At 35.2% G+C, this 22822-nt stretch carries 21 protein-coding genes and 1 tRNA gene; 11 read left to right on the forward strand and 11 right to left on the reverse strand.

The genetic code is table 11. The annotated features are described in order from the left end of the window. Nucleotides 1–121: 121 nt before the first annotated feature. From V7S79_RS00110 to V7S79_RS00140, 7 genes are all read right to left on the reverse strand, one after another. The gene (locus V7S79_RS00110; protein WP_092019417.1) at nt 122–358 is read right to left on the reverse strand and encodes an acyl carrier protein; all 237 of its coding nucleotides are present in this window, start codon (nt 356–358) and stop codon (nt 122–124) included. 165 nt (nt 359–523) lie between these two features. Then, the gene (locus V7S79_RS00115) at nt 524–1444 is read right to left on the reverse strand and encodes an ROK family protein (protein ID WP_459488299.1); all 921 of its coding nucleotides are present in this window, start codon (nt 1442–1444) and stop codon (nt 524–526) included. 201 nt (nt 1445–1645) lie between these two features. Further along, complete coding sequence (locus V7S79_RS00120; protein WP_459488302.1) at nt 1646–2098, reverse strand: YkgJ family cysteine cluster protein; 453 nt, start codon at nt 2096–2098, stop codon at nt 1646–1648. Further along, complete coding sequence (locus V7S79_RS00125; RefSeq protein ID WP_459488303.1) at nt 2098–2685, reverse strand: thymidine kinase; 588 nt, start codon at nt 2683–2685, stop codon at nt 2098–2100. The genes V7S79_RS00120 and V7S79_RS00125 overlap by 1 nt, the downstream gene beginning before the upstream one ends. A 42-nt stretch (nt 2686–2727) precedes the next feature. Continuing rightward, a complete protein-coding gene (locus tag V7S79_RS00130) occupies nt 2728–3486 on the reverse strand; it encodes a succinate dehydrogenase/fumarate reductase iron-sulfur subunit (RefSeq protein WP_459488304.1) in 759 nt (252 codons plus the stop codon). 9 nt (nt 3487–3495) lie between these two features. Further along, on the reverse strand, nt 3496–5475 hold the full coding sequence (locus tag V7S79_RS00135; protein WP_459488305.1) for a fumarate reductase/succinate dehydrogenase flavoprotein subunit: 1980 nt from the start codon (nt 5473–5475) through the stop codon (nt 3496–3498). A 22-nt stretch (nt 5476–5497) separates the two neighbouring features. Continuing rightward, the gene (locus V7S79_RS00140) at nt 5498–6163 is read right to left on the reverse strand and encodes a succinate dehydrogenase cytochrome b subunit (protein ID WP_459488306.1); all 666 of its coding nucleotides are present in this window, start codon (nt 6161–6163) and stop codon (nt 5498–5500) included. 171 nt (nt 6164–6334) lie between these two features. Here V7S79_RS00140 and V7S79_RS00145 point away from each other — a divergent pair, with 171 nt between their 5' ends. From V7S79_RS00145 to V7S79_RS00190, 10 genes are all read left to right on the forward strand, one after another. Beyond that, nucleotides 6335–9283, forward strand: a complete 2949-nt coding sequence (locus V7S79_RS00145; RefSeq protein ID WP_459488307.1) for a T9SS type B sorting domain-containing protein — start codon at nt 6335–6337, stop codon at nt 9281–9283. Beyond that, nucleotides 9280–9636 carry a thiol-disulfide oxidoreductase DCC family protein gene (locus V7S79_RS00150; RefSeq protein WP_459488309.1) on the forward strand — a complete coding sequence of 119 codons (357 nt, stop codon included), beginning with the start codon at nt 9280–9282 and terminating at the stop codon, nt 9634–9636. Before V7S79_RS00145 ends, V7S79_RS00150 begins: the two co-directional genes overlap by 4 nt. Nucleotides 9637–9693: 57 nt before the next feature. Further along, nucleotides 9694–10575, forward strand: a complete 882-nt coding sequence (fabD, locus tag V7S79_RS00155) for an ACP S-malonyltransferase (protein WP_459488311.1) — start codon at nt 9694–9696, stop codon at nt 10573–10575. A 134-nt stretch (nt 10576–10709) separates the two neighbouring features. Next, nucleotides 10710–10780, forward strand: a tRNA-Gln gene (locus tag V7S79_RS00160). A 458-nt stretch (nt 10781–11238) separates the two neighbouring features. After that, the gene (locus tag V7S79_RS00165; protein ID WP_459488313.1) at nt 11239–11562 is read left to right on the forward strand and encodes a hypothetical protein; all 324 of its coding nucleotides are present in this window, start codon (nt 11239–11241) and stop codon (nt 11560–11562) included. Between the two features lie 3 nt (nt 11563–11565). Beyond that, nucleotides 11566–12318, forward strand: a complete 753-nt coding sequence (locus V7S79_RS00170; RefSeq protein WP_459488314.1) for an amidohydrolase family protein — start codon at nt 11566–11568, stop codon at nt 12316–12318. Continuing rightward, a complete protein-coding gene (locus V7S79_RS00175; protein WP_459488316.1) occupies nt 12308–12565 on the forward strand; it encodes a hypothetical protein in 258 nt (85 codons plus the stop codon). Before V7S79_RS00170 ends, V7S79_RS00175 begins: the two co-directional genes overlap by 11 nt. 86 nt (nt 12566–12651) lie before the next feature. Next, nucleotides 12652–13437, forward strand: a complete 786-nt coding sequence (locus tag V7S79_RS00180; protein ID WP_459488319.1) for a hypothetical protein — start codon at nt 12652–12654, stop codon at nt 13435–13437. A 226-nt stretch (nt 13438–13663) separates the two neighbouring features. Next, entirely contained in the window at nt 13664–16342 is a 2679-nt protein-coding gene (locus V7S79_RS00185; protein ID WP_459488321.1) for a polysaccharide biosynthesis/export family protein, read from the forward strand. A 14-nt stretch (nt 16343–16356) separates the two neighbouring features. Beyond that, nucleotides 16357–17409 carry a Wzz/FepE/Etk N-terminal domain-containing protein gene (locus V7S79_RS00190; RefSeq protein WP_459488324.1) on the forward strand — a complete coding sequence of 351 codons (1053 nt, stop codon included), beginning with the start codon at nt 16357–16359 and terminating at the stop codon, nt 17407–17409. 90 nt (nt 17410–17499) lie between these two features. Here the strand turns inward: V7S79_RS00190 and V7S79_RS00195 are convergent, their stop codons facing one another. Genes V7S79_RS00195 through V7S79_RS00210 form a run of 4 tightly spaced genes read right to left on the reverse strand, consistent with a single transcriptional unit; the run spans nt 17500 to nt 21313 of the window. After that, nucleotides 17500–18372 (reverse strand): TonB-dependent receptor plug domain-containing protein, encoded by an 873-nt coding sequence (locus V7S79_RS00195; RefSeq protein ID WP_459488325.1) that lies wholly within the window; start codon nt 18370–18372, stop codon nt 17500–17502. Nucleotides 18373–18424: 52 nt separating this feature from the next. Then, a complete protein-coding gene (locus tag V7S79_RS00200) occupies nt 18425–19696 on the reverse strand; it encodes an AGE family epimerase/isomerase (RefSeq protein WP_459488327.1) in 1272 nt (423 codons plus the stop codon). Next, entirely contained in the window at nt 19689–20687 is a 999-nt protein-coding gene (locus tag V7S79_RS00205) for a bifunctional heptose 7-phosphate kinase/heptose 1-phosphate adenyltransferase (protein WP_459488329.1), read from the reverse strand. The genes V7S79_RS00200 and V7S79_RS00205 overlap by 8 nt, the downstream gene beginning before the upstream one ends. A 2-nt stretch (nt 20688–20689) precedes the next feature. After that, nucleotides 20690–21313: an MgtC/SapB family protein gene (locus V7S79_RS00210; protein WP_459488331.1), complete on the reverse strand. Its 624-nt coding sequence runs from the start codon at nt 21311–21313 to the stop codon at nt 20690–20692. A gap of 116 nt (nt 21314–21429) precedes the next feature. Here V7S79_RS00210 and glmM point away from each other — a divergent pair, with 116 nt between their 5' ends. Then, the gene (gene glmM, locus V7S79_RS00215; RefSeq protein WP_459488334.1) at nt 21430–22818 is read left to right on the forward strand and encodes a phosphoglucosamine mutase; all 1389 of its coding nucleotides are present in this window, start codon (nt 21430–21432) and stop codon (nt 22816–22818) included. Nucleotides 22819–22822: the final 4 nt, after the last annotated feature.

A 22822-nucleotide genomic window follows, 5' to 3' on the forward strand; every position in this document is an offset into this window, starting at 1 on the left:
TTTTTAAATTTTAATTTAAGCTTGATTCAATAAAAAATGTCAATTCGTAAGGTTAACATGATGAAGAATGTTCTTCCAGTTCTACCATTTACCAATTGACATTATTATTATCGTGTTTTGATTACTTTGCGTTCTCTTCCAAGTAGGTGATGGCTTGGCCTACAGTTTGGATGTTTTCAGCTTGGTCGTCAGGGATAGATACGTTGAATTCTTTTTCAAATTCCATGATCAACTCAACCGTGTCTAATGAGTCAGCTCCTAAATCGTTAGTGAAAGATGCCTCTGGAGTAACTTCAGATGCCTCTACTCCTAATTTTTCAACGATGATGCTTTTTACTTTTTCTGCAATATCTGCCATTTTATAAAAATTTTGGGGTTCAAAAACGATGCAAAGATTAGAATTAAAACTTAAATTGTCAAACAAATTTTAAATCTAATTGCACTTAAAAATTATTTTTTTGTAAAATACTTATTTATTCTTCTAAAAATTATAAATTAATCCAGTTTTTTGGATTTTTTTCTTTTAAAAACACAAAGAAGCAGCTCCTAACAAACCTGCATCATTTCCCAATAATGCTTTTTTGATGCTTAATTTTTCTAAATAAGCGGGAGTCAACCAATAGTTTAGTCTTTCAGTAATGCTTGGTAAAATAAAATCAAAGGAAGCTGATAATCCGCCACCAATAAAAATATTCTTAATATCTAGAACGCGAATTAGACTTACCAACATATCACCCAACATCTCACCAACTTCTTTCCAAACAGCTAAAGCTAATTCATCACCTTCTTCTGCCGCAACGACTAAAGCAGTAGTTGAGATGGTGCCATCAGCTGCTAAAACCGTAGATCCTTTGTATTCGGCACGCATTTTGGTAGCTAATTGAAGAAGTTCTTTTTTTCCCACATTTCTTTCTAATACTTTACCATTTCTGGAAGGAACGTGACCGGGTTCCATGGCATTGCCATCACCTCCCAAAAAGATTTTACGATCGATCACCGCAGCGCCTCCAACTCCTGTTCCCAATGTAATAAAAATAAAATCTTCAGGCATGGTCGATTTTTCTGGTGAGAAATAGAATTCTCCCAATGCTGCTGCATTAGCATCATTTTCCATGAAAAATTGATGTTCTGGAAATCTTTTTTCCAACATGTCAATCATGTTTGCACCGTCAATTTCAGGGATAGCAGTGATTTCGATTAATGTTCTACGGTTTTTGGTAAGAATGCCTGGAAGGCCGATTCCTACTTTTTTTACCGACTTATGCTGATACAGTTGTAAGGCAATTGCATCTGCTAAACGATCTAAAAAATGATGTGATTCACGCCAAGTGGCAGTATCATAACTTTGAAAATTATTTATTTGTCCTGTATCTGGATGAACAATTCCCATTTTAACTCCCGTTCCACCTACATCAATACCTAAATATTCTTCTGTTACTGCCATTTTCTTCAATTAATTTGGAATGCGAATTTCATTAAATTTAGCCTTAAATTCAAATTTTGCGATTGATTTTTATTCTAGGAAGAGAAGAGAGAAGAGAGGAGAGAGAAAAGAGAAAAGAGAAAAGAGAAAAGAGAAAACTCTTACTTCATACCTCATACCTCTTACCTCATACCTCTTACCTCTTACCTCTTACCTCTTACCTCAATACTTCCTCTCCAGCTTTTCCATGATTTTTGCTACGCCCGGGCAAATCAGCACATTTTTTGCAGTTAAGCCCATAATGCCCATCATATTTTTTCGATTCGTATGAGGATATTCTCTACATGCCTTGGGGCGATGCTCGTAAATTTGGCAAGTATTGTCGTCTGATAAAAAGGGGCAAGGACTGTTGGGATAAACCCAGTCGCCATCAGAATCTTTGATTAAATATTGATCTAGAAAGTCGGAAACCTTCATTTTTAACAACTTAGCTACCCGTTGAATATCTGTTTCATTCCACATGGGACTCGTTGTTTTACAACAATTCGCACAAGTAAGGCAATCCAAATTTTCAAAAACCTCTTCATGGGCTTGGTGAAATTGTTGATCTAAATCTTTTGGTTTTTTGGCTTTTATCCGTTGAAAAACCTTTTTATAGCTGAGATCTTTTGGCATTAAACAGCTGATTTGTTAAAACATGTTCTACATCTTGCTTCGTAGGAATCCATTTCCCCCAATAAAACAGTTTGATTTTGATTTACAGTACGATAGGAATAATTGGCAACGCCTCCGCATTGAACGCAGACAGCATGAACTTTCGTTACATATTCAGCAATTGCCATCAATGAAGGCATGGATCCAAATGGAAGTCCCTTGAAATCCATATCAAGCCCTGCAACGATGACTCTTTTTCCTTGATTGGCCAGGGTATTACAAACTTCAACTATTTGATCATCAAAAAATTGTGCTTCATCTAATCCGACCACATCACAATCGCCGGCTAAAAGTAGAATTTCACTGGCACTTAATACAGGAGTTGAGCGAATGGAATTTTGATTATGAGAGACAATGTCTTCTTCATGATAGCGAATATCAGAGGCTGGTTTGAAAATTTCTACTTGCAATTGAGCAATTTTAGCTCTTTTAAGCCTTCTGATTAATTCTTCGGTTTTTCCAGAGAACATAGATCCACAAACCACTTCTATCCAACCTTGAGAGTTGGGATGTTGAGCAGATTTGGAATGGGTGGGTTCTTGAAACAAAATGATAAGAAGGCCCCTGCGTGAGACAGGGGCCTGTTTGAATTATTTGGAAGTAAGTGTCGCAGAAAAATATTCGCGATTCATACGTGCAATGTTCTCAATAGAGATTCCTTTTGGACATTCAGCCTCGCAAGCGCCTGTGTTAGAACAAGCCCCAAAACCTTCTTCATCCATTTGAGCAACCATCGCTAATGCTCTTTTGCTTCGCTCTGCTTGACCTTGAGGAAGTAAAGCTAATTGCGATACTTTTGCGGATGTAAACAACATCGCAGAAGCGTTTTTACAAGCAGCTACACAAGCTCCACAGCCAATACATGCAGCTGCAGCAAATGCTTCGTCTGCATCATCTTTAGGTATCGGTAAATTATTGGCATCTTGTGCATTTCCTGTATTGACAGAGATAAATCCACCTGCCGCAATGATACGGTCAAAAGCAGAGCGATTCACCGTCAAATCTTTGATGACCGGGAATGCACCCGCTCTCCATGGTTCAATGGTAATCGTTTCTCCATTTGAGAAACTACGCATGTGTAATTGACAAGTTGTTACACCTTTGTTAGGTCCATGTGGGCGTCCGTTGATGTACATAGAGCACATACCACAAATTCCCTCTCTACAATCGTGATCAAAAGCTACTGGATCATCTCCTTCTTCGATTAAACGATTATTTAATACGTCAATCATTTCTAAAAATGACATATCTTCGGAAATGCCACTAACTTGGTAAGTTTCAAACTTCCCAGCTGTATTGGCATTTTTTTGTCTCCAAATTTTAAGCGTAAGGTTTAAATTTCCTTCCATTTTATCGAATTATTTATAAGATCTTTGAGCTATTTTAATATTGTCGAATTTCAATTCTTCTTTATGTAAATTGAATTTAGATTCACCTTCGTATTCCCATGCCGCCACATAAGCGTATTTTTCATCATCACGTAAAGCTTCTCCTTCTTCTGTTTGGTATTCTTCACGGAAGTGACCACCACAACTTTCATTTCTGTTCAAAGCATCGATACACATCAATTCTCCTAATTCCAAGAAATCTGCAACACGACCCGCTTTTTCCAATTCCGGATTGAAATTATCCACTTCGCCAGGTATTCTAACGTCACTCCAAAATTCTTTACGTAAAGCTTGAATTTCAGCAATCGCCTCTTTTAAGCCTTTTTCATTACGTGCCATACCACACTTATCCCACATGATTTTTCCTAATTTTTTGTGGAAATAATCAACAGGCTTAGTTCCTTTGATATTCATCAATTGATTGATTTTATCACTTACTTCTTTTTCAGCAGCAACGAAATCTGCGGAATCAGTTGGAATTGCTTTGGTACGAATTTCAGAAGCTAAATATGCTCCGATGGTGTAAGGAATTACAAAATAACCATCTGCTAATCCTTGCATCAAAGCCGATGCTCCTAATCTGTTCGCTCCGTGATCAGAGAAATTCGCTTCTCCTAAGGCATATAAACCTGGGATTGAAGTCATTAAGTTGTAATCAACCCAAAGTCCACCCATGGTGTAGTGAACAGCTGGATAAATACGCATAGGCACTTCATAAGGATCTTCTCCTGTGATTTGCTTATACATATCAAATAAGTTGCCGTATTTTTCTTTTACAACTTCTTTTCCCATCAATTGAATTTCTTCATCCGATGGATGATGAATATTTCTTTTATTGGCTTCTCCTTTACCATAACGAATAATTGCAGCAGCATAATCTAAATAAACTGCCATTTTGGATGCACCAACACCAAAGCCAGCATCACATCTTTCTTTGGCTGCTCTAGAAGCAATATCACGAGGAACTAAATTTCCAAAAGCAGGATATCTACGCTCTAAGTAATAATCGCGCTCCTCTTCAGGAATTTCATTCGCTTTTCTAGTGTCATTTTGCTTTTTAGGTACCCAAATTCGACCATCATTTCTCAATGATTCTGACATCAATGTCAATTTCGATTGGTGATCTCCTGAAACAGGAATACAAGTAGGGTGAATTTGTGTGTAACAAGGGTTAGCAAAATAGGCTCCTTTTTTGTGTGCTTTCCAAGCTGCAGTCACATTCGACCCCATGGCATTGGTCGATAAGTAAAATACGTTTCCGTATCCACCAGTACAAAGTAAAACAGCATGGCCGAAGTGACGCTCTAAATTACCGCTCACTAAATCTCTAGCAATGATACCACGTGCTTTACCGTCAATAACCACCACGTCTAACATTTCATGGCGAGTGAATAACTCGACATTACCCATACCCACTTGGCGTTGTAAGGCAGAATAAGCACCTAACAATAATTGCTGACCTGTTTGACCAGCAGCATAAAAAGTACGTTGAACTTGCGTTCCACCAAATGAACGGTTGGATAATAATCCGCCATATTCACGAGCAAAAGGAACTCCTTGTGCCACACATTGGTCTATGATTCCGCTGGAAACTTCAGCTAAACGATGTACGTTTGCTTCTCTTGCACGGTAATCGCCACCTTTAATGGTATCGTAAAATAAACGATGAACTGAGTCACCATCATTTTGATAATTTTTTGCAGCATTGATACCTCCTTGTGCAGCAATTGAGTGTGCACGGCGGGGAGAATCTTGGAAGCAAAATACTTTTACTTTATATCCTAATTCGGCTAAAGAGGCAGCTGCCGAAGCACCTGCTAATCCTGAACCAACCACGACTATCTCTAAAGAACGTTTGTTCGCAGGATTTACCAAAGAAACACTGGAACGATATTTGGTCCATTTTTCAGCTAATGAGCCTTCTGGGATTTTTGAATCTAACTTTGTCATATCAATCGTATCGGCTGAGGAATTATTTAATCAAATGAAAATGTAAAGCAATCGGCATTGCAGCAAAAACGATCGATACAATGATCGCATAAGCAGCGCCAAAAGTTTTAATTGCTGGAGTATATTTTGGGTGATTCCATCCTAAAGTTTGGAATGCACTTTGAAAACCATGTAATAAATGGTAGCCTAATGAAATACAACCTAATACATAGATGGCTACAACGATAGGGCTTTCAAATACCAATTGCATTTCTTGGTACAATGTTTTGCTCTCTAAACCATCAGTTAATCTAGAGAAATACCAAAAATGCTTTAAGTGGATGATTAAAAATAACAATAATAAAGTTCCTAATAATCCCATTGAACGAGAGTACCAAGTACTGTTCGCTTTTCCATCAATCACCGCATAAGCTACAGGACGTTTCTTTTTATTTTCCAACCATAAGCTTAAACCATCAAAAATGTGATAAATTAATCCAACGAACAAAACGATTTCCATCGTACGAATCAAAGGGTTAGTACCCATGAATTCAGCTCCTTCATTGAAAGTAACACCTCCATCATTTAAAAAGATTGTTGCATTTAGTCCGCAGTGGATAACCAAAAAGCTAATTAAAAATAGGCCTGTGATAGCCATAAGGAGCTTTTTTCCAAGGGATGAGTTAAGTGATTTTGCTAACCAAGCCATAGAGAATTGTTATTTATAAATAGTTTAAATAAATTTTTTGAGTGACAATTTTAGATTTGCCTTTGAAATTTTGGTATCAAAACTACAATCGAAACAGCTGTCAATCAAATTAATCGAATAAAAAATCTGTTTTTTTTGATTTTTTCTTTAATTCATTATTAACTTTCAGATATGCAAAATTGTTTTATGCCGCTTTTAAAGAAATTTTCCGCCTTTTTATTTATTACCCTAATTTTTAGTTTGTATTCTTTTACAAGCTTAGCTACCCACTTGAAAGGGGGAGAAATAACGGTGAAGCGTATTTCAAACAAAACCTTAACTTTTGAATTTACTTTAACTACTTACACGGAAGATAATCCTGCGAACAGAGATCAAATAGATGTGAACTTTTGTTTTGGAGATGGTTCTGGTATCGTAAAAGCTGCTCGTTGTTGTGGAACACCTATTTCCATTGGAAATGGAACCATGAAAAATTTGTATAAAGTGCAATATACATATCCCGCACCTGCACTTTCGTATAAAGTATCTGTAGCCATTCCCAATAGAAATGAAAACGTTCGAAACATCGATCGATCTGTCAATGTACCTTTTTATGTAGAAACAACTTTTTCCATTAATTCAGGTTTAGGGCAAAATTCGACGCCTTTATTATTGAATCCAGCGGTTGATTTGACCGCCGTTGTAGGCCAACCTTTTATTCACAATGCCAACGCAGTAGATGCAGAGGGTGATAGTTTAGCCTATCGTTTAACTGTTTCAAAAACAGGAGATTATCAATCGTGTACGGCATTGGGTAGGGGAGATATGGCTCCTGGATTTGTGCAACCCAATTTAGCGGTCAGTAATCCAACCTTAGTTTCTTCCTTTACCATCAATTCAAGAACAGGCGATTTAATTTGGGATTCACCACAAGAAATAGGTAAATACAATTGTGCTTTTATTGTAGAGGAATGGAGAAATGGTATCAAGATTTCAGAAACCGTTCGAGATATGCAAATTGAAGTGAAGGACCTCGATAATAAAGGTCCTAAACTGACAGTGCCAGCAGATGTCTGCGTACAAGCCGGAGCCAATATTTCTACTACGATTACTGCAATTGATCAAGCCTCCAAAACAGGTCGTTTGGATCCATTAACAATTACGAGTTCAGGCAATGTTTATCAAATTGATACTGTTTATGCGGTAAAACCGCCTTACGCAACTTTTGTATCCAGACCCGCTCAGGTAAGTCCTGCTTCTGGTGTTTTTAACTGGCAAACTTCTTGTGTACATATTCGAAAAGAGGCTTATGATGTATTTTTTAAAGTAACAGATATTCCTCCTACAGTTTATATTGACCGATTGGTTGATAGTAAAATTTGGAAAATTAAGGTCATTGCCCCAGCCATTAAAAATTTACGTTCCAGTATTTCTATTGGAAAAAGTGCGATTACACTCAAATGGGACGCATATACCTGTGCATTACCCAATGCCAAAATTGTAATTTATCGAAAGCAAGGACCATGTGCACCCATCGAACTAAAATCTTGTGAAACAGGAATGACACAATTCGGTTTTACAGAAATTGGTCGAGTAGATGTAACATCCAATCAATTTGAAGATTTAAATGGAAATATTCCATTCGCAAAAAACACCAATTATATCTATGTTGCTTTGGTAGAATTTACCAATTCCAAAGGAAGTGGAGACGTTAGTCCGCTTTCAAATTCAACTTGTATTTTTATTCCGACTTCTTCCCCTTTAATGACCAATGTCTCTGTCATGAAAACGGCAGCGATAGGCGGGGAAATTCTTGTTCGTTGGACAAGGCCAATCAAATTAGATACCTCCATTTATCGTGGACCTTATCGTTATCGAGTTTTAAGAGCGGAAGGTGTTGTTAGTGAGGATTTTGTTCAAGTGGGTGATTTTATTCCGGCTAAAATTTATCCTGCTCAAAATGATACAAGTTTTGTAGATAAAACAGCTAATACTGATAGTAAAATTTATCGATACAAAGTGGATTTTTATTATTCACAAAACAATCAATATGTTTTATTGGATACACCTAATCCAGCGAGTACGGTCTATTTAATTGGTCAAGCACAGGAAAATGCTATTTCATTATCTTGGTTGAGCGATGTTCCTTGGTCGAATGATTACCAGATACATCGTGTATATCGAGAATATCCAAGAGGTTCAGGAAAATTCAACAGAATTGCAGATGTTTCTGTCGCAGGATCGAATACCTATTTGTACAAAGACGATGGGAAAGATAATTTCGACTTGGATGGTAAATTCGATTTCACCATTAAAAAGGACACCAATTATTGTTATTATGTTGAAACATTAGGCTCTTATGGAGAAGGTTTTCCTGTCATGCAATTGATCAATGCTTCTCCGATTTTATGTTACAAATTATTGAGTAATAGTGGCGGCGGCGGCTCTGGTGGATCCGGTGGAGGAAGCGGTAGTGGTGGTGGAACACCTGGTGGAGGGGGTGTAATTTCTCCTGTATTGAATCCATGTGCACCGAAATTGACTGTTTATGCACCAGATTGTGAGGCTTTAAATGGTTCTTTAAATTGTGACTTTACAACTTATACCAATCAATTAAGTTGGGTGCCCACTATTTCAGGAGATTGTGACCCCAATTTGTTAGGTTACAAGATTTATTATGCAAAAAATTCTACTAGTTCCTTTACTTTAGTAGCTCAAACCAGTGATTTGAAAAAGGCACATATTAAATCGGATGGTTTTAGAGGTTGTTATTATGTCACGGCAATCAATAAGGCTGGTAAAGAAAGTCCGAAGAGTGAAACTATTTGTGTAGAAAATTGTCCATATTTTGATTTACCAAATATTTTCAGTCCCAATGGGGATAATAAAAATGATGTTTGGTTGCCATTGCGTTGTCCAAGATTTGTGACCTTGGTTACCTGTAAAATTGTGGATCGATATGGGCAATTGATTTATGAGTATACGGGAGATTTAAAGGGTTTTGGTTGGAATGGAAAGGATAAAGACGGCAATGAAATGGCTTCTTCCACTTATTTCTATACTTGTGAGGTTGTTTTTGACATCCTAGATACAACAAATCAAAATAAATCCATGAAAGGTTGGATTGAATTAGTACGATGAAAAACATTCAGATAGCGATTGATGGGAATTGTAATTTTTGTCGCTTTTCATCCAAGCTATTGAAGCGTATGTTATCCATTCCGGTTGAAATTCATTTTCAAGGAAGTCAAGAATGCCTTCAATGGGAAAAAAAAGTCCCCAGTGAACAATGGAAATTGGATACTTTGAAAGTGGTAGCAGAAAATCAATTGTATATTAAATCTTCGGCCATCAAGTATTTGATGCAATTTTCAAAATGGTATTTTCAGCCTTTTCGAATCATTTTTTTATTCCCCAAAAGCTTCTTGGATGTTGGATATGATTTCGTTGCAAAAAATAGGTATTTATGGGGTAAAACATGCAGTATTAGCTGAATTTGTAAGAATTAGGCTTTTTAAATTATCTTTGTGCGAAAATAAAATCAATAAAAAATGAAAGCATATATATTTCCAGGGCAAGGTTCTCAATTTTCAGGGATGGCAAAAGATCTTTATGAGAATTTTTCTTTGGCAAAAAGTATCGTTGATGAGGCAGATCAAATATTGGGATTTTCTTTGTCCAAAATTATGTTTGAAGGTTCAGACGAAGAATTGAAACAAACAAAAGTGACTCAGCCTGCTATTTATTTGCATTCTGTATTAGTTGCCAAATTGGGTAAGAATTTTCAACCAGGAATGGTAGCAGGACACTCTTTAGGAGAATTTTCAGCTTTAGTAGCAGCGGGTGGTTTAGAATGGCAAGATGGATTGAAATTGGTCTATCAAAGAGCTTTGGCAATGCAAAAAGCTTGTGAAATAGAGCCTAGTACCATGGCTGCTGTTTTAGGATTGTCAGATGCTCAAATTGAAGACATTTGTTCGAAATTTGATCAAAAGGTAGTTGCAGCAAATTATAATTGCCCTGGTCAAGTGGTGATTTCTGGAAGTATTTCAGGTATTGAGGAGGCAGGCGTCTTATTGAAAGAAGCAGGAGCTAAGCGAGTTTTGCCTTTACCAGTGGGTGGTGCTTTCCACTCTCCATTTATGGAGCCAGCTAGAATTGAATTGGCAGCTGCCATTGAGGCAACAGAAATTCATCAGCCGATTTGTCCTATTTTTCAAAATGTTAATGCGAAACCTTCTCAAGACCCAGCGACGATTAAAGCGAATTTAATAGCACAATTAACAGGTGCTGTTCGTTGGACGCAATCGGTAGAAGAGATGGTGGCTGCAGGCGCGACGGAATTTATCGAGTGTGGTCCTGGTAAAGTATTACAAGGTTTAGTGCGTAAAATCCATGCTGAGGCGCTAGTTTCCTCCATGGAGTTAGAATAATTACTCAGTCAGATTCAATTTATTAGACTGATAATGAGGACTTGAGGTCTTTGTGATCAAAATAATTCATTTTTTTTGACGCTATAATTTGATAATTTAAGTTCAAGGTCTTATTTTTGCATTCGATTTGGTACTGACCTATGGTGTAAAGGTAACACATCAGTTTTTGGTTCTGATTTTCTAGGTTCGAATCCTAGTAGGTCATCAGATTTTAAAGCGCCTCTGCAAAGGGGCGCTTTTTTTTGTCAGAAGATAGAAGATAGAAAAGAGATTTGAGGTAATAGGTAATATGTAATATGTAATAGGTAATAGGTAATAGGTAAGAGGTAAGAGGTAATAGGTAATAGGTAATATGTAATAGGTAATAGGTAATAGGTAATAGGTAATAGGTAATAGAATTAAATACTAATTACTAATTACTAATTACTAACAACTAATTACTAACAACTAATTACTAACAACTAATAACTAACAACTAATAACTAACAACTAATAACTAATTGAACTTAAAGTTTCCTTTTTTTTAACATTAAGAAATTAAGAATCATTAAGAAAAAGGAACTCTTACCTCTTACCTCTTACCTCTTACCTATTACCTCTTACCTCTTACCTCTTACCTCCTACCTTTTACCTCAAACATTTTACCTAAAAAAAACACTAATAATGAAAAAAGCCATTTACATCTTACTTGCTATCTGCATTTCCAACATTATTTACGGACAAGATCTAATCATTAAAAATCCTACAATTATTCCTATGCATGTAGCCGGTAAAATCGAAGGGAAAAGTGTAAGAATAAAAGCTGGGAAAATTATTCAAATAGCTCCATTTTCGAAAATCAAAAAAGTTCGAGGAATTAAAATAATAGATGCCAAAGGGCAATATCTAATGCCTGGTCTGGCAGATATGCACGTGCATTTAACTGTCAATAATCAACTTGATTCCCTCCTGAAGACAAGTTTGAAGGCAGGAGTGACGCAAATTTGAGTAATGAATTCAGAGGAGGACCCACAAGACCATTTAACTAAAAATCAACAGAAATACCGTAGGGGATTTCCCGGAGTTTATACAAGTTTTATTATTACTCGAGAGAACCGGTATACAGAGCAACAACTGGATAGTTTATTTACGGGCGTTAAAAAACAAGGATATCATTTTATTAAGTTGTTTAGTGTAGCGGATGAATCTACTTTTTTGAATATAATGAAAAAGGCTGATCAACATCAAATGATTGTAGCTGGTCATTTTCCAAGTAATGTAGCCATGGAAACAGTTTTGAAAACTTCCTTTAAAAGTATAGAGCATTTGGGTGGATATATTCAAACTATCAATTTGAAAAATGTAGATCATTGGGTTGGATTATCGAAAGGTGTATTTAATTGTCCAACTTTGAATTATTTCCTAAAAGTAGCCAAAGTGGATTCAAGCTATCAAACAAAGCTCGAGTTGGTTTTCAATAAATTAGTTGAAAACAAAAGTCCCTTATTAGTAGGGAGCGATTTGGGAGGTTTAACTGGAATGTTAGAGGAAATGAAAATTTGGGAAAAATGGGGAGTTACTAACGACATTATTTTGAAATCAGCAACTTATCACCCTGCTTTATTTTTTAATGAATCGGCTAACTGGGGGAGTATCCAAGTTGGTATAGAAGCAAGTTTCTTGCTTTTAGATAAAAATCCTTTAGAATCAATTGATCATTTAAAAAGTATCAGAAAGATTATCCTGAGAGGGAATGAAATGTAAGGAAAAGACAAAAGAGAAAAGAGAAAAGAGAAAAGAGAAAAGAGAAAAGAGAAAAGAGAAAAGAGAAAAGAGAAAAGAGAAAAGAGAAAAGAGAAAAGAGAAAAGAGAAAAGAGAAAAGATCCTCTTACCTCTTACCTCTTACCTCTTACCTCTTACCTTTTACCTCTTACCTTTTACCTCTTACCTCATACCTTTTACCTCTTACCTCATTCATCATTTCCGTTTAATAAATTTCTTGGAGGATAACATGTGAAAATCACTCAATAAATTCACATATATTTTTTCGTGCTCCCAAAAAATATAAAATTCGAATTCATTAATCTGTTAACGTTATGAAAAGCATGAATTTTAGATTATTACTTTTAATCGCATCTTTTACACTTTTTTTTGAATCTGGGAAAGCTAATTTCCATGTTTGGGAAGATCCAATTTTGAAGGTAAAAAAGAAAATTAATTTTGACAATGGGGATTTATTAATTGAGGCTAAGCCCAATAAGTATGTATTGGTATCAAAGATTAAGTTGCACAAAGATTTCAATAAAAATGATTTTATTGGAAACAAAGTGGTGCTTTTTAAAGATGGAAATGTTAGTTATTTTTTATTTACAGACTTGAATGTCTTGTATTTACTTGATGAGGAACATAAATTATTAAATCGATTTTATTTTTCAGATTTACCTGAAGAATCCTTGTTTAATATTCATATGAGTGATATTCAATACTTGATTTTAGTGATTTTTTTGAGTGTATTTTTTGTTTTTGTTTTTTTTGTCATTTTCAAAAAGGGAATCATATTTTATGCGGAGGTAAGAAGGCCAATCAGAAAACCGATGTATTTTGATGAATTTTTGAAATTAATATTAGACAGCGGGCCTAATTACCTGTGTTCAACACTCACACTCAATGAAATTTTGCATATCGAGAAAAAATCGTATGAAATACAGCGACAACTAAGATCTAAATTTATTCGGAATATCAATAAATTTATTTTGGATCAATATAGAATCAAAAATGCTGTAATTCGGGTATCTGCTAGCGAAGATCGTCGATTTGTTTATTATCAAATAACCCAGGCTACCTACTTTAAATTGAAATCATTCATTAACATGGGCAAATAATAAATACTATGTGAATGTCACTTAAAACACACTTTTTTTATTGTTTCTTGAGTTTAGTTTTTGTCTTTTTGAGCATTGTTTCTACTTGTTTTAAATTATAAAAATGTATGTTTCCGCAATTGATACTTTTCCTCAAAAGGAAGTATGATTCCTTTTTGGATTTTCTTGCCGATTTTTTTTGGTCAGCGATTGATTTTCTCCTCGATAAAATATTAAAGTAAATTAAATGAAGCATTTTAGAATTCTGTGTGTTATATGTGTGTTATTATTGGGGAATGTTCAAAATTTTTTTGCTCAGAATATCAGTTTTCAAAATATCAATTCGGCTAAAGTCTATCTTTCTTCAAAAGGGATTTCGGAAGAGGAATTTCTCACGGCTTTAAAGGCAAAAGGATTTGATGTTAACAACACTCAAGTGGATTATATTTTGCAGAATAAATCTTTAATTCAAAACGTAGTTCAGGAATTAGAGTTAAGCAAAGTTTCCAAGGGAATTGAACAAAAACCCGTATCAGGTTCAATTTCAAATGAAAATGGAACAGTTCAGACTGCTAAAATGCCTTCTGAAGTTCCGACCCCAACTTTGGAGAAAGATCTTAGAGTTGCCAAAACTTCTGTGAAAGATACCGCTCAAACAATAGATTTTCCTATGACTGGAATCTACGGGCATGATTTATTTGAAAAAAGTAAAATTTCTAATTATTTGAATTTAAAGGACGTAAGCCCTCCAAATTCTTATGTTTTAGGGCCGGGGGATAAAATAAATGTATTGATTTTTGGTAAATCACAGGCTGATCTTCTGTATGAAATTAATATAGATGGGTATATTCAACCCACTTCTATGCCAAAATTGTTTTTAAAAGGTTTAACACTACAACAAGCAAAGGCATATTTATTAAATCGTTTTTCTTCCTATTATCAGTTTAATTCTGATCAATTTGCATTAACTATTCAATCTGCTCGCCAAGTTACAGTTAATATTTTTGGAGAAGTAAATAATTCTGGCATTTATAGTTTGTCTGGTTTAAACACTGTTTTAAATGCAATTGCCGTTGCTGGTGGGCCTAATTCTTTAGGGAGTATTCGAAATATACAGCTGATTCGTAATGGAAAGACAACAACTTTTGATGTGTATGCTTTCTTGGAAAATCCTTCTAGCCAATTTGATTTTTTTCTGCAAAATAACGATGTCATTTATGTTCCTTTATCCAAAAAAATTATTCGACTAGAAGGGGCTGTAAATCGAAATTTGCGATTTGAATTAAATGAGAAAGAGGGAATGAATGAATTAATTAAGTATGCTGGAGGCTTACCTAGTACTACTTTTACAGAAATCGTTCAAATTGTTAGAATTGAAAATAATCAAACCATTTTAAATGAATATGCCTTAAACGATTTGATTTTAACAAAAAAGGTACATCTTCAAAATGGTGATATTGTTCGATTTAAAAAGTTAAACTCACCTATCAAAGACTTTGTTATAGCAAGTGGTGCATTTTATTATCCAGGGCAATTTGATTTTGATTCTACCAAAACGTTAAAAAATTTAATTAAAAAAGCCAGATTTCTTCCTGAGGCAAATTTGAATTATGCTTTTATCTATCGTGATAATTTTGATAATACAAAAAAGGCTATTCCCATTAATTTGAATTCCATATTAAATTCTGATCTTGATTTTCAGCTTATTAAAGGGGATGAAATATTCATATTCGATAAATCTCAAATTACGGATGCTTTTAAAATAAGTGTTTCAGGAGAAGTTAGAAGTCCATTTTCTCGAAGTTTTCGATTTGATGACACAATCTTCTTAGAAAATGCAATTGAATTAGCAGGAGGGTTAAAAAGTGGGGCTTCTAATTCTGCTTATGTATTAAGAAACAACCCTTTTTTACCTAAAAAAACAACTTATATTCCTCTTGATTTAGATAATAGTAAGCAGTTTAAAATGCTTCCAGGTGATGAGTTAATCGTACTAAATAAAGCGGATTATGAGTTTGATAAAAGCATTAGAATCATGGGTGAAGTGAATGCAGAGTATGCAACACGATTTGACACTTCAATGTCCATTAGGGATTTGTTTATTTTAGCTAAAGGAAAGAGTTTATTGGCAGATTTGAACAATGTCGATTTATTTCGAGTCGTATTTAACGGAAATCAGATTAGTCGAGTTTCTATTAAACTAGATTTAAATGATAATTATGAGGTAGAAAATTTGCCTAATTTCAGTCTGGAACCTTTTGATATCATTGTGGTTCGTAAAATCCAAAATTCAAGATTTCAAGATTTATTAACAATCACCGGTGAAGTTAAATTTCCAGGTCCTTATTTAATTAAAAAGGATAAATACTTTTTTTCTGAATTAATACAAGATGCGGGAGGTTTTACTCAATTTTCAGATATAAATAATATCGTACTATCGAGAAAAGGGGAGGGTAATATTGTGTTTTCTGCACTTGAAGCAATCAATAATTCCGGAGAATTATTTAAAGATCCAATTCTGCGGCCCAATGATGAAATAACTGTTGGGTTAATTAATAATACCGTAAAAATAAATTTAACTGGAACCAAATTGTTTAGTGATTTACAAAATAGCATTCTTATTACTTATCATGGCAAAAGTACAGCTAAATGGTACATAAATAATTTTGCTGGAGGATTTGAAGCAAATGCCGATCGGAATAGCCTATTTGTTTTATCTAAATCAGGGAAAGTTACAAAAACTTCAAAAGTATTTTTTATTAGAAAGTATCCCAAGTTGAATCCTGGAGATACAATTGGGTTAAGGTTGAAAGTTCCAAAGGAAGAAAAGTCAAATAATGATAAGCCATTTGATTGGGAAAAATTGACTTCTAAGGTAATCAGTATTTTTACGGCATTAGCCTTAATTCAAGCATACGTTAAGTAAATAGATACGCAGAGATGGAAGGAGATTTAGATTTGATGCTGGAATTGAAAAAAAGTTTCAGACTATTATCAAAATACAAATTGATAGTCTTGGCAATGGCCTGTTTATTTGGAACAGGAGGATTTTTTTATGCCAAATTCTCAGAACCAACTTTTCGATCTGAATTATTGTTTTCAATTAAATCTGATATGAATGGTACATTTGCTTCCATTTCCAACTTGTCTAATTTGTTGGGTGGAGGTTCAAATCCTTCAGGAAGTCCGTTGGAGAGAACCGTCGAAGTAATAAAATCTGAAACCTTACTCATAAATGTGCTTTTTACCACTACTGTTGTAAAGAATAAATCCGATCTGTTTATTAATCACTTCTTAGATGTTTATCATTTTCGCTCTAAGTGGGAAGCGAGCAATGATACGGCGATCAATCAATTGAAAAATATCCGATTTAAACCATATTCAAAATTTGAAAATTTGAATTTTCAAGAAAAAAAAGTTTTAAAAATTATTTTAAATAAGATTGTGGGCAAATCTGAAAGTCTATTGCAGCCCTCATTTGATAAAAAAAGTGGTATCATCACATTGGCGTTTAATTCTGTACATGAAGAATTAGCTATCAATTTTACAACGAGTCTCTATCAAGAATTAGTCAAATTTTATCAGTTTGAGAATAATGCTAATTCTTCAAAAAATTTATTTGTCCTTGAAAAAAAGGTTGATAGTTTAAGAAATTTATTATACCAAACTCAATTGAAATCGGCAGAAATTAATGATCAAGCATTGGGTTTAGTTCTACAGAAAGATCGAGTAGATGCGAAAAGTAATTCTGTAAAAGAAAATATGTTGATGATTGCGTATGGAGAGGCTCAAAAAAATCTTGAAACGCTTCGCTTTATGAATTCTTCGTCAAAAACCTTATTTACCATACTTCAATATCCTTTTTCTCCCATCAAACCCATCGTAAAAAGTAAAATTTTGTTTACCCTTGTTGGATTGATTTTAGGATTTTTAATCAGCTTTTTCCTTTTAAGAATTCGCCTTTTCTTTCATGAAAGTTATTTCTGGAAATAAGATATACAATACCTCTTACCTCTTACCTCTTACCTCTTACCTCTTACCTCTTACCTCTTACCTCTTACCTCTTACCTCTTACCTCTTACCTCATTCCACCACCTTTTGTAATTCCTTCTCCAAATTAGCTTTTTGAAAGGTTCTTGCCATTTTGCCCCAAATCCATAAAGTATATGGCAATGAAATGTCTCCGCTGATATCTTCCATGATGGACGGCTTAGTCGATCCGCCTTTTTTTGTTTTGATGACGATTACTCCATTTCCACCTCTTACACCATAAATGGCTGTGGCAGAAGCATCTTTTAAAATGTTGACAGATTCAATGTCATTTGGATTAATGGCATTAATATTATTCGCACTGACAGGTACATCATCTACCACATAGAGTGGACTATTTGAATTGATGGAACCAAATCCCCTAATTCGAACCATTGCTGTGGATCCAGGACTACCATCTCCTCCAACCGTTACTCCCGAACTTTGTCCAATCAACTTTTGACTAACATTCCCGGCATTCACGTTCGCTAAATCCTTGTCGCTTATGATATCAATCGCTGCAGTTTGATTATTTAATTTTTTGTCTAAAGGTTTTAATTGTCGCTTAATAAAAGACAGACCAAGTCCTAATTGCCCGTCTGGACTCTTACCTTTCAAAATTTCAAATCGTTCAATATCTGCGATTGGAATAATTGTTGTATCTCTATATGCTCCTTGCGAAATAAGGTCCAAAGGGTCAAAGAAGTATATGATTAAACTATCATTTTTGATACTGAAACTACGAATAGCCTCGTTTTCTCCTACTTTTTTACCTGTCATTTTTCTTGCTTCCTCACTCGATGACCTTGTTTTGTTAAAATAGGTTTGAAGTGTATTCAATAAAAAAGCTTGTTTTTCCGGTTTGTTTTGAGCCCAAATGGAAAAACTGCAAAATAAGAATGCGAATAATAGGGTAAGAGTTTTCATTGGCTATTTGATTTAATTGAGCCTTTATCAGGATAATAAAGGCTCCGATTTTTTATAATTGAGCAATAATCTGCCCTAACTTCTCATAACTCAATATCATGGAACGTAAATTATGGTAATTTATTTTCCATGAATGAGACATATGTCGCCAAATGGGTTCGCCTTCTCTTGTCATCAATGGCCACCATTCTCCTGTATTGTAATTGATCATTTTATCGAAGACAAAACGATGTACTTGTTCGTGAGCTTTTACAAATTTTTCGTCTTTTGTCAATAAATAGGCATCTAGCATACCAATAAGCATTTCTGCTTGTTGCCAAAATTCTTTCTCTTTGTCATAAACCTGCCCTTCATGTGATCCTTCAACATAAACTCCTCCATATTCCCAGTCGATCCCATTTTCCATGGAATGATAGAAGGCCTTTTTTAAGGAATCCATGTAATCATTTACATTAAAGCCACCCACTTTTAAGGCATGCATCAACAACCAACCAAATTCAGAATTATGTCCATAAGAAGTGTTGTCAATGGCAGAAGCTTTTTGACCACCTTCAGCAAAGCGGTCCCAACCCCAAACAATATCAAATTTGATTTGTGGTGCCACATCCCAATTCGCCCAAAATTGTGGAACTCCTGTTCCGTATTGTGGGTGCATTACTTTACTGATTAAAATATCAATCGACTCTTTCAATTTTCTGCGATGCACTTCTTTGCCACTAGCCTCGTACAAGGTAGTGAATGCCTCCATTAGGTGCATGTGCACATCCAATGTTTTACGATCTCCTCCTGGTGAACCTTCTCCCATCAATTCCCATTTGTCCGAAAAGAATTCCCAATAACCTCCATAATTGGTATCCACCGCATATTTTTGCAATAAATCAAAAACCTTTTCTGCATATTCTAATCCAATCGGATCTCCAGTTGCTAAGGTATATTCACTCAAAGAATAAATAGCAAAGCTATGTCCATAACCAATTTTTTGACGGTTAGTCGCTTCTCCTTTGCGATTCAACATCCAATAAAAACCACCATTTTCCTCGTCCCACATTTTTTCTAACAAAAATTTCACCCCATGTTCCGCCATTTCTTTCATGATCGGACCGCCAAATCCATGACGATATGCTTGGGAATAGCTAAAAACAGAACGTGTTTGTGCAATCAATGATTTTTCATCCTCCCCTGAATCTTCTCCAAATTCATTGAAATGGGTCAAAAAACCTCCATAGGTTTTATCAACGGTTCTTTTTGTCCAAAAGGGGATTAAATGACTTTCGGTATACGTTTTAATCTCTTGTTGTAGTGCTTGTAAATTCGCTTTATTCATTGTTTTTTAGGTTTAGATTTTTTATTTCTTCAGGACTCGCAGATCCTGTTTCTCCGATTTTATGTATGCTAATGTTGGCACAAATGCTGGCAAATTCGCAAGCGATTTCAATGGATGCTCCTGCTGCTTTAGCTGCGCAAAATGCAGCAACGACCATATCTCCAGCACCGACAGTGTCAATAGGGCCATTTAATGTTAAACTTTTTTGCCAATGGAAATTTTCTTTGTCTGCATAAATGAGTCCAAGAGCTCCTAATGTTAAAAGAACACCTTTGTTTCTTTGCTGGCACCACTTTTTAACTTCTAATTCTAATAAAGTAGGGTTGCCGAAAATGGAGGGATCTAAGGCAAATAAACTAGCAAATTCATTTTCATTGACTTTTAAAATCACATCATTGGCATTTGCTCCTAAACTCCTCAAGTCAGCAATGCCAGGTATGCTTTTGTCCTCTAAGGCATTTTGCAATTTTATGAGGGCATTTTGCGACAATAGTGGATATAAAAATTGTTCATTGATCACCACAAAATCAAAGCTTTGTATTTGTTCGATCAAAGCATCAATTAACCGATCTGTTTCCATTTCGATTTCTTTTTTTTGTGTTCCAAAGTCGATTCGATTCAATTCAACTCCTTGAAACATCGGTTTGGAATAGGTGGCAGTATCAATATGAGCCAATTGTTTCAATTGATTTGAATTAATGCCGCTTTTTTGGCACAAATGAATCATTTCTCTGCCAAATAGATCTTCTCCAATGATTCCAAATGCATGTGCTTTTATGCCTAATGTTGAGAGGTTTTTGCAAACATTTCCAGCTCCACCCAAGGCAGTTTTAGGTTCTCTTGCCCAAAAAACTTCTTTATTGGTTTCAATGGATATTTCACCTGTTGATTGTTGTTCTTGGAAATAAAAATCGACGGCAAAGTCGCCAATGACAGCAATTTTCAAATCTTTTAAGGCAATTAATAAATCTGTTAATTGAGTTGTTTTCATTTTTAAAATTGCAATTTGGATATTCTTGGGTGTTTCATGATTGCTTTCGTAAAAAGTCGATGACTTTTCTCAGAACCCTGTAAAGTTGATTTTAAGGTATAATCTGGTTTGGCAATCGTCCATTGTTGATTAATGACCTTTAATTTATTTCTCTTTATTAATGCCTCAACTTCTTCGTATTCCATTTCTTGGGTATCGAATTCAATCGAATAATCTTTTACTTGATTTAATTTCTCTATATAATTCTGTAAAAAAATGAGGCCTGTTAAAATGACGATCACCAAAAATGTACTGATAAATGCTAACTCGATATAACCAGATCCAATTGACATTCCCAAAGCAGAAACAATCCAAATGGTGGTTGCTGTGGTAATCCCATTGACCCGATTATTTTCTTTGAAAATAACTCCAGCGCCTAAAAAACCAATGCCCGTTAAAATGTTTGCTGCAATTCGGTCAGCGCTGCCAACACCAATTTTGATCGATAAAATAGTAAAAATACATGAACCTGTACAAACCAAAATCATGGTTCTTAGTCCTGCAGATTTAGATTTATATTCTCGCTCAATTCCTATAATTGCTCCAATAGCAATGGATAGCAAGACGTATAGGATTTCTTGTTGCATCGTTTCAATAGGTTTTATTATTTAAATTTGGCCAAATTGTATGAACTAAACAAAAAATAAACGCCTTTTTCGTAAATTTGCACCTTGTTAATTTTCAAAATTTAAATTTATCCCCCTTGGCTTTAATTAAATCTATTTCTGGAATTCGTGGTACTATTGGTGGTCGCCCTGGAGAGGGACTAAGTCCCATAGATGTAGTAACTTTTGCAGCGGCTTATGGTACTTGGTTGAAAAGTGCAAATCATACTTCCAATACCATTGTGTTAGGTCGTGATGCACGAATTTCTGGATCAATGGTTTCTTCCTTGGTAGCAAATACCTTAATTAGTTTAGGATGGGATGTTTTGGATATTGGTTTATCGACAACGCCAACAGTTGAATTAGCGGTGCCTTGGACAAAAGCTGCAGGAGGTATTATTATTACCGCTAGCCATAATCCAGCAAAATGGAATGCTCTTAAATTGTTGAATAGCCAAGGTGAATTTATCTCTGATGCAGACGGTAAAGCGATGTTGGAAATAGCTTCCTCCAACGATTTTGTTTTCGCGGAGGTGTTATCTTTAGGATCAATCAAGCAAGATGATTCCTTTTTAGATCAACATATCCAGCATGTATTGGATTTGCCATGGGTGGATCGCAATGCCATAGAAAAAGCTAATTTCAAGGTGTTGGTAGATGCTGTGAATTCAACAGGAGGGATTGTTGTACCAAAATTATTAAATGCCTTGGGTTTGAATCAGGTGGATGTGATTTTTGGTGAAGCAGATGGACATTTCGCACATAATCCAGAGCCTCTTCCTGAGAATTTAACGGAAATGATTTCAAAAATGAAATCGGGAAATTATGATTTAGGTATCGTCGTTGATCCTGATGTGGATCGTTTGTGTTTTATCAATGAAGATGGAACTCCTTTTGGAGAAGAATATACCCTAGTGGCTGTGGCCGATTACGTTCTTTCTAAACAAAAAGGAAATACTGTTTCCAATCTTTCATCGACAAGAGCTTTGCGGGATGTAACTAATCAGCATGGGGGAGAATATTTTGCAGCTGCTGTGGGAGAGGTGAATGTAGTGAATCAAATGAAAGCTCAAAATGCTATCATTGGAGGAGAAGGTAATGGAGGAGTGATTTTTCCTGAATCACATTATGGAAGAGATGCTTTGGTAGGAATTGGTTTATTTTTGACTCATTTGGCTAACAAGGCAATCAAAATCTCTGAATTGCGTGCTTCGTATCCCAATTATGTGATGTCTAAAAATAAAATAGAATTATCGCCCGCATTGGATGTGGATTTGATTTTGTCTACCATCGCAAAAGAATACCAGCAATTCCCGGTAAACACTATTGACGGTGTTAAAATTGATTTTCCAAACGGCTGGTTGCATTTAAGAAAATCCAACACGGAACCGATTATACGTATATATGCGGAAGCTCCAACTGAGCAAGAAGCCAATGATTACGCTCAACAAATTATACAGGCGATCAAGAAAATTGCCAATATTTAAATAT

The organism is Aquirufa sp. ROCK-SH2 (assembly GCF_054558315.1).

What these genes read in the sequence shown, in the direction of transcription:
- V7S79_RS00145 (WP_459488307.1), top strand. Translation starts at nt 6,335, where the DNA reads ATGCAAAATTGTTTTATGCCGCTTTTAAAGAAATTTTCCGCCTTTTTA.
- V7S79_RS00120 (WP_459488302.1), bottom strand. Translation starts at nt 2,098, where the DNA reads ATGCCAAAAGATCTCAGCTATAAAAAGGTTTTTCAACGGATAAAAGCC.
- V7S79_RS00205 (WP_459488329.1), bottom strand. Translation starts at nt 20,687, where the DNA reads ATGAAAACAACTCAATTAACAGATTTATTAATTGCCTTAAAAGATTTG.
- V7S79_RS00135 (WP_459488305.1), bottom strand. Translation starts at nt 5,475, where the DNA reads ATGACAAAGTTAGATTCAAAAATCCCAGAAGGCTCATTAGCTGAAAAA.
- V7S79_RS00190 (WP_459488324.1), top strand. Translation starts at nt 16,357, where the DNA reads ATGGAAGGAGATTTAGATTTGATGCTGGAATTGAAAAAAAGTTTCAGA.
- V7S79_RS00170 (WP_459488314.1), top strand. Translation starts at nt 11,566, where the DNA reads ATGAATTCAGAGGAGGACCCACAAGACCATTTAACTAAAAATCAACAG.
- V7S79_RS00165 (WP_459488313.1), top strand. Translation starts at nt 11,239, where the DNA reads ATGAAAAAAGCCATTTACATCTTACTTGCTATCTGCATTTCCAACATT.
- V7S79_RS00180 (WP_459488319.1), top strand. Translation starts at nt 12,652, where the DNA reads ATGAAAAGCATGAATTTTAGATTATTACTTTTAATCGCATCTTTTACA.
- V7S79_RS00140 (WP_459488306.1), bottom strand. Translation starts at nt 6,163, where the DNA reads ATGGCTTGGTTAGCAAAATCACTTAACTCATCCCTTGGAAAAAAGCTC.
- V7S79_RS00195 (WP_459488325.1), bottom strand. Translation starts at nt 18,372, where the DNA reads ATGAAAACTCTTACCCTATTATTCGCATTCTTATTTTGCAGTTTTTCC.
- V7S79_RS00200 (WP_459488327.1), bottom strand. Translation starts at nt 19,696, where the DNA reads ATGAATAAAGCGAATTTACAAGCACTACAACAAGAGATTAAAACGTAT.
- fabD (WP_459488311.1), top strand. Translation starts at nt 9,694, where the DNA reads ATGAAAGCATATATATTTCCAGGGCAAGGTTCTCAATTTTCAGGGATG.
- V7S79_RS00150 (WP_459488309.1), top strand. Translation starts at nt 9,280, where the DNA reads ATGAAAAACATTCAGATAGCGATTGATGGGAATTGTAATTTTTGTCGC.
- V7S79_RS00130 (WP_459488304.1), bottom strand. Translation starts at nt 3,486, where the DNA reads ATGGAAGGAAATTTAAACCTTACGCTTAAAATTTGGAGACAAAAAAAT.
- V7S79_RS00110 (WP_092019417.1), bottom strand. Translation starts at nt 358, where the DNA reads ATGGCAGATATTGCAGAAAAAGTAAAAAGCATCATCGTTGAAAAATTA.
- V7S79_RS00185 (WP_459488321.1), top strand. Translation starts at nt 13,664, where the DNA reads ATGAAGCATTTTAGAATTCTGTGTGTTATATGTGTGTTATTATTGGGG.
- V7S79_RS00115 (WP_459488299.1), bottom strand. Translation starts at nt 1,444, where the DNA reads ATGGCAGTAACAGAAGAATATTTAGGTATTGATGTAGGTGGAACGGGA.
- V7S79_RS00175 (WP_459488316.1), top strand. Translation starts at nt 12,308, where the DNA reads ATGAAATGTAAGGAAAAGACAAAAGAGAAAAGAGAAAAGAGAAAAGAG.
- V7S79_RS00210 (WP_459488331.1), bottom strand. Translation starts at nt 21,313, where the DNA reads ATGCAACAAGAAATCCTATACGTCTTGCTATCCATTGCTATTGGAGCA.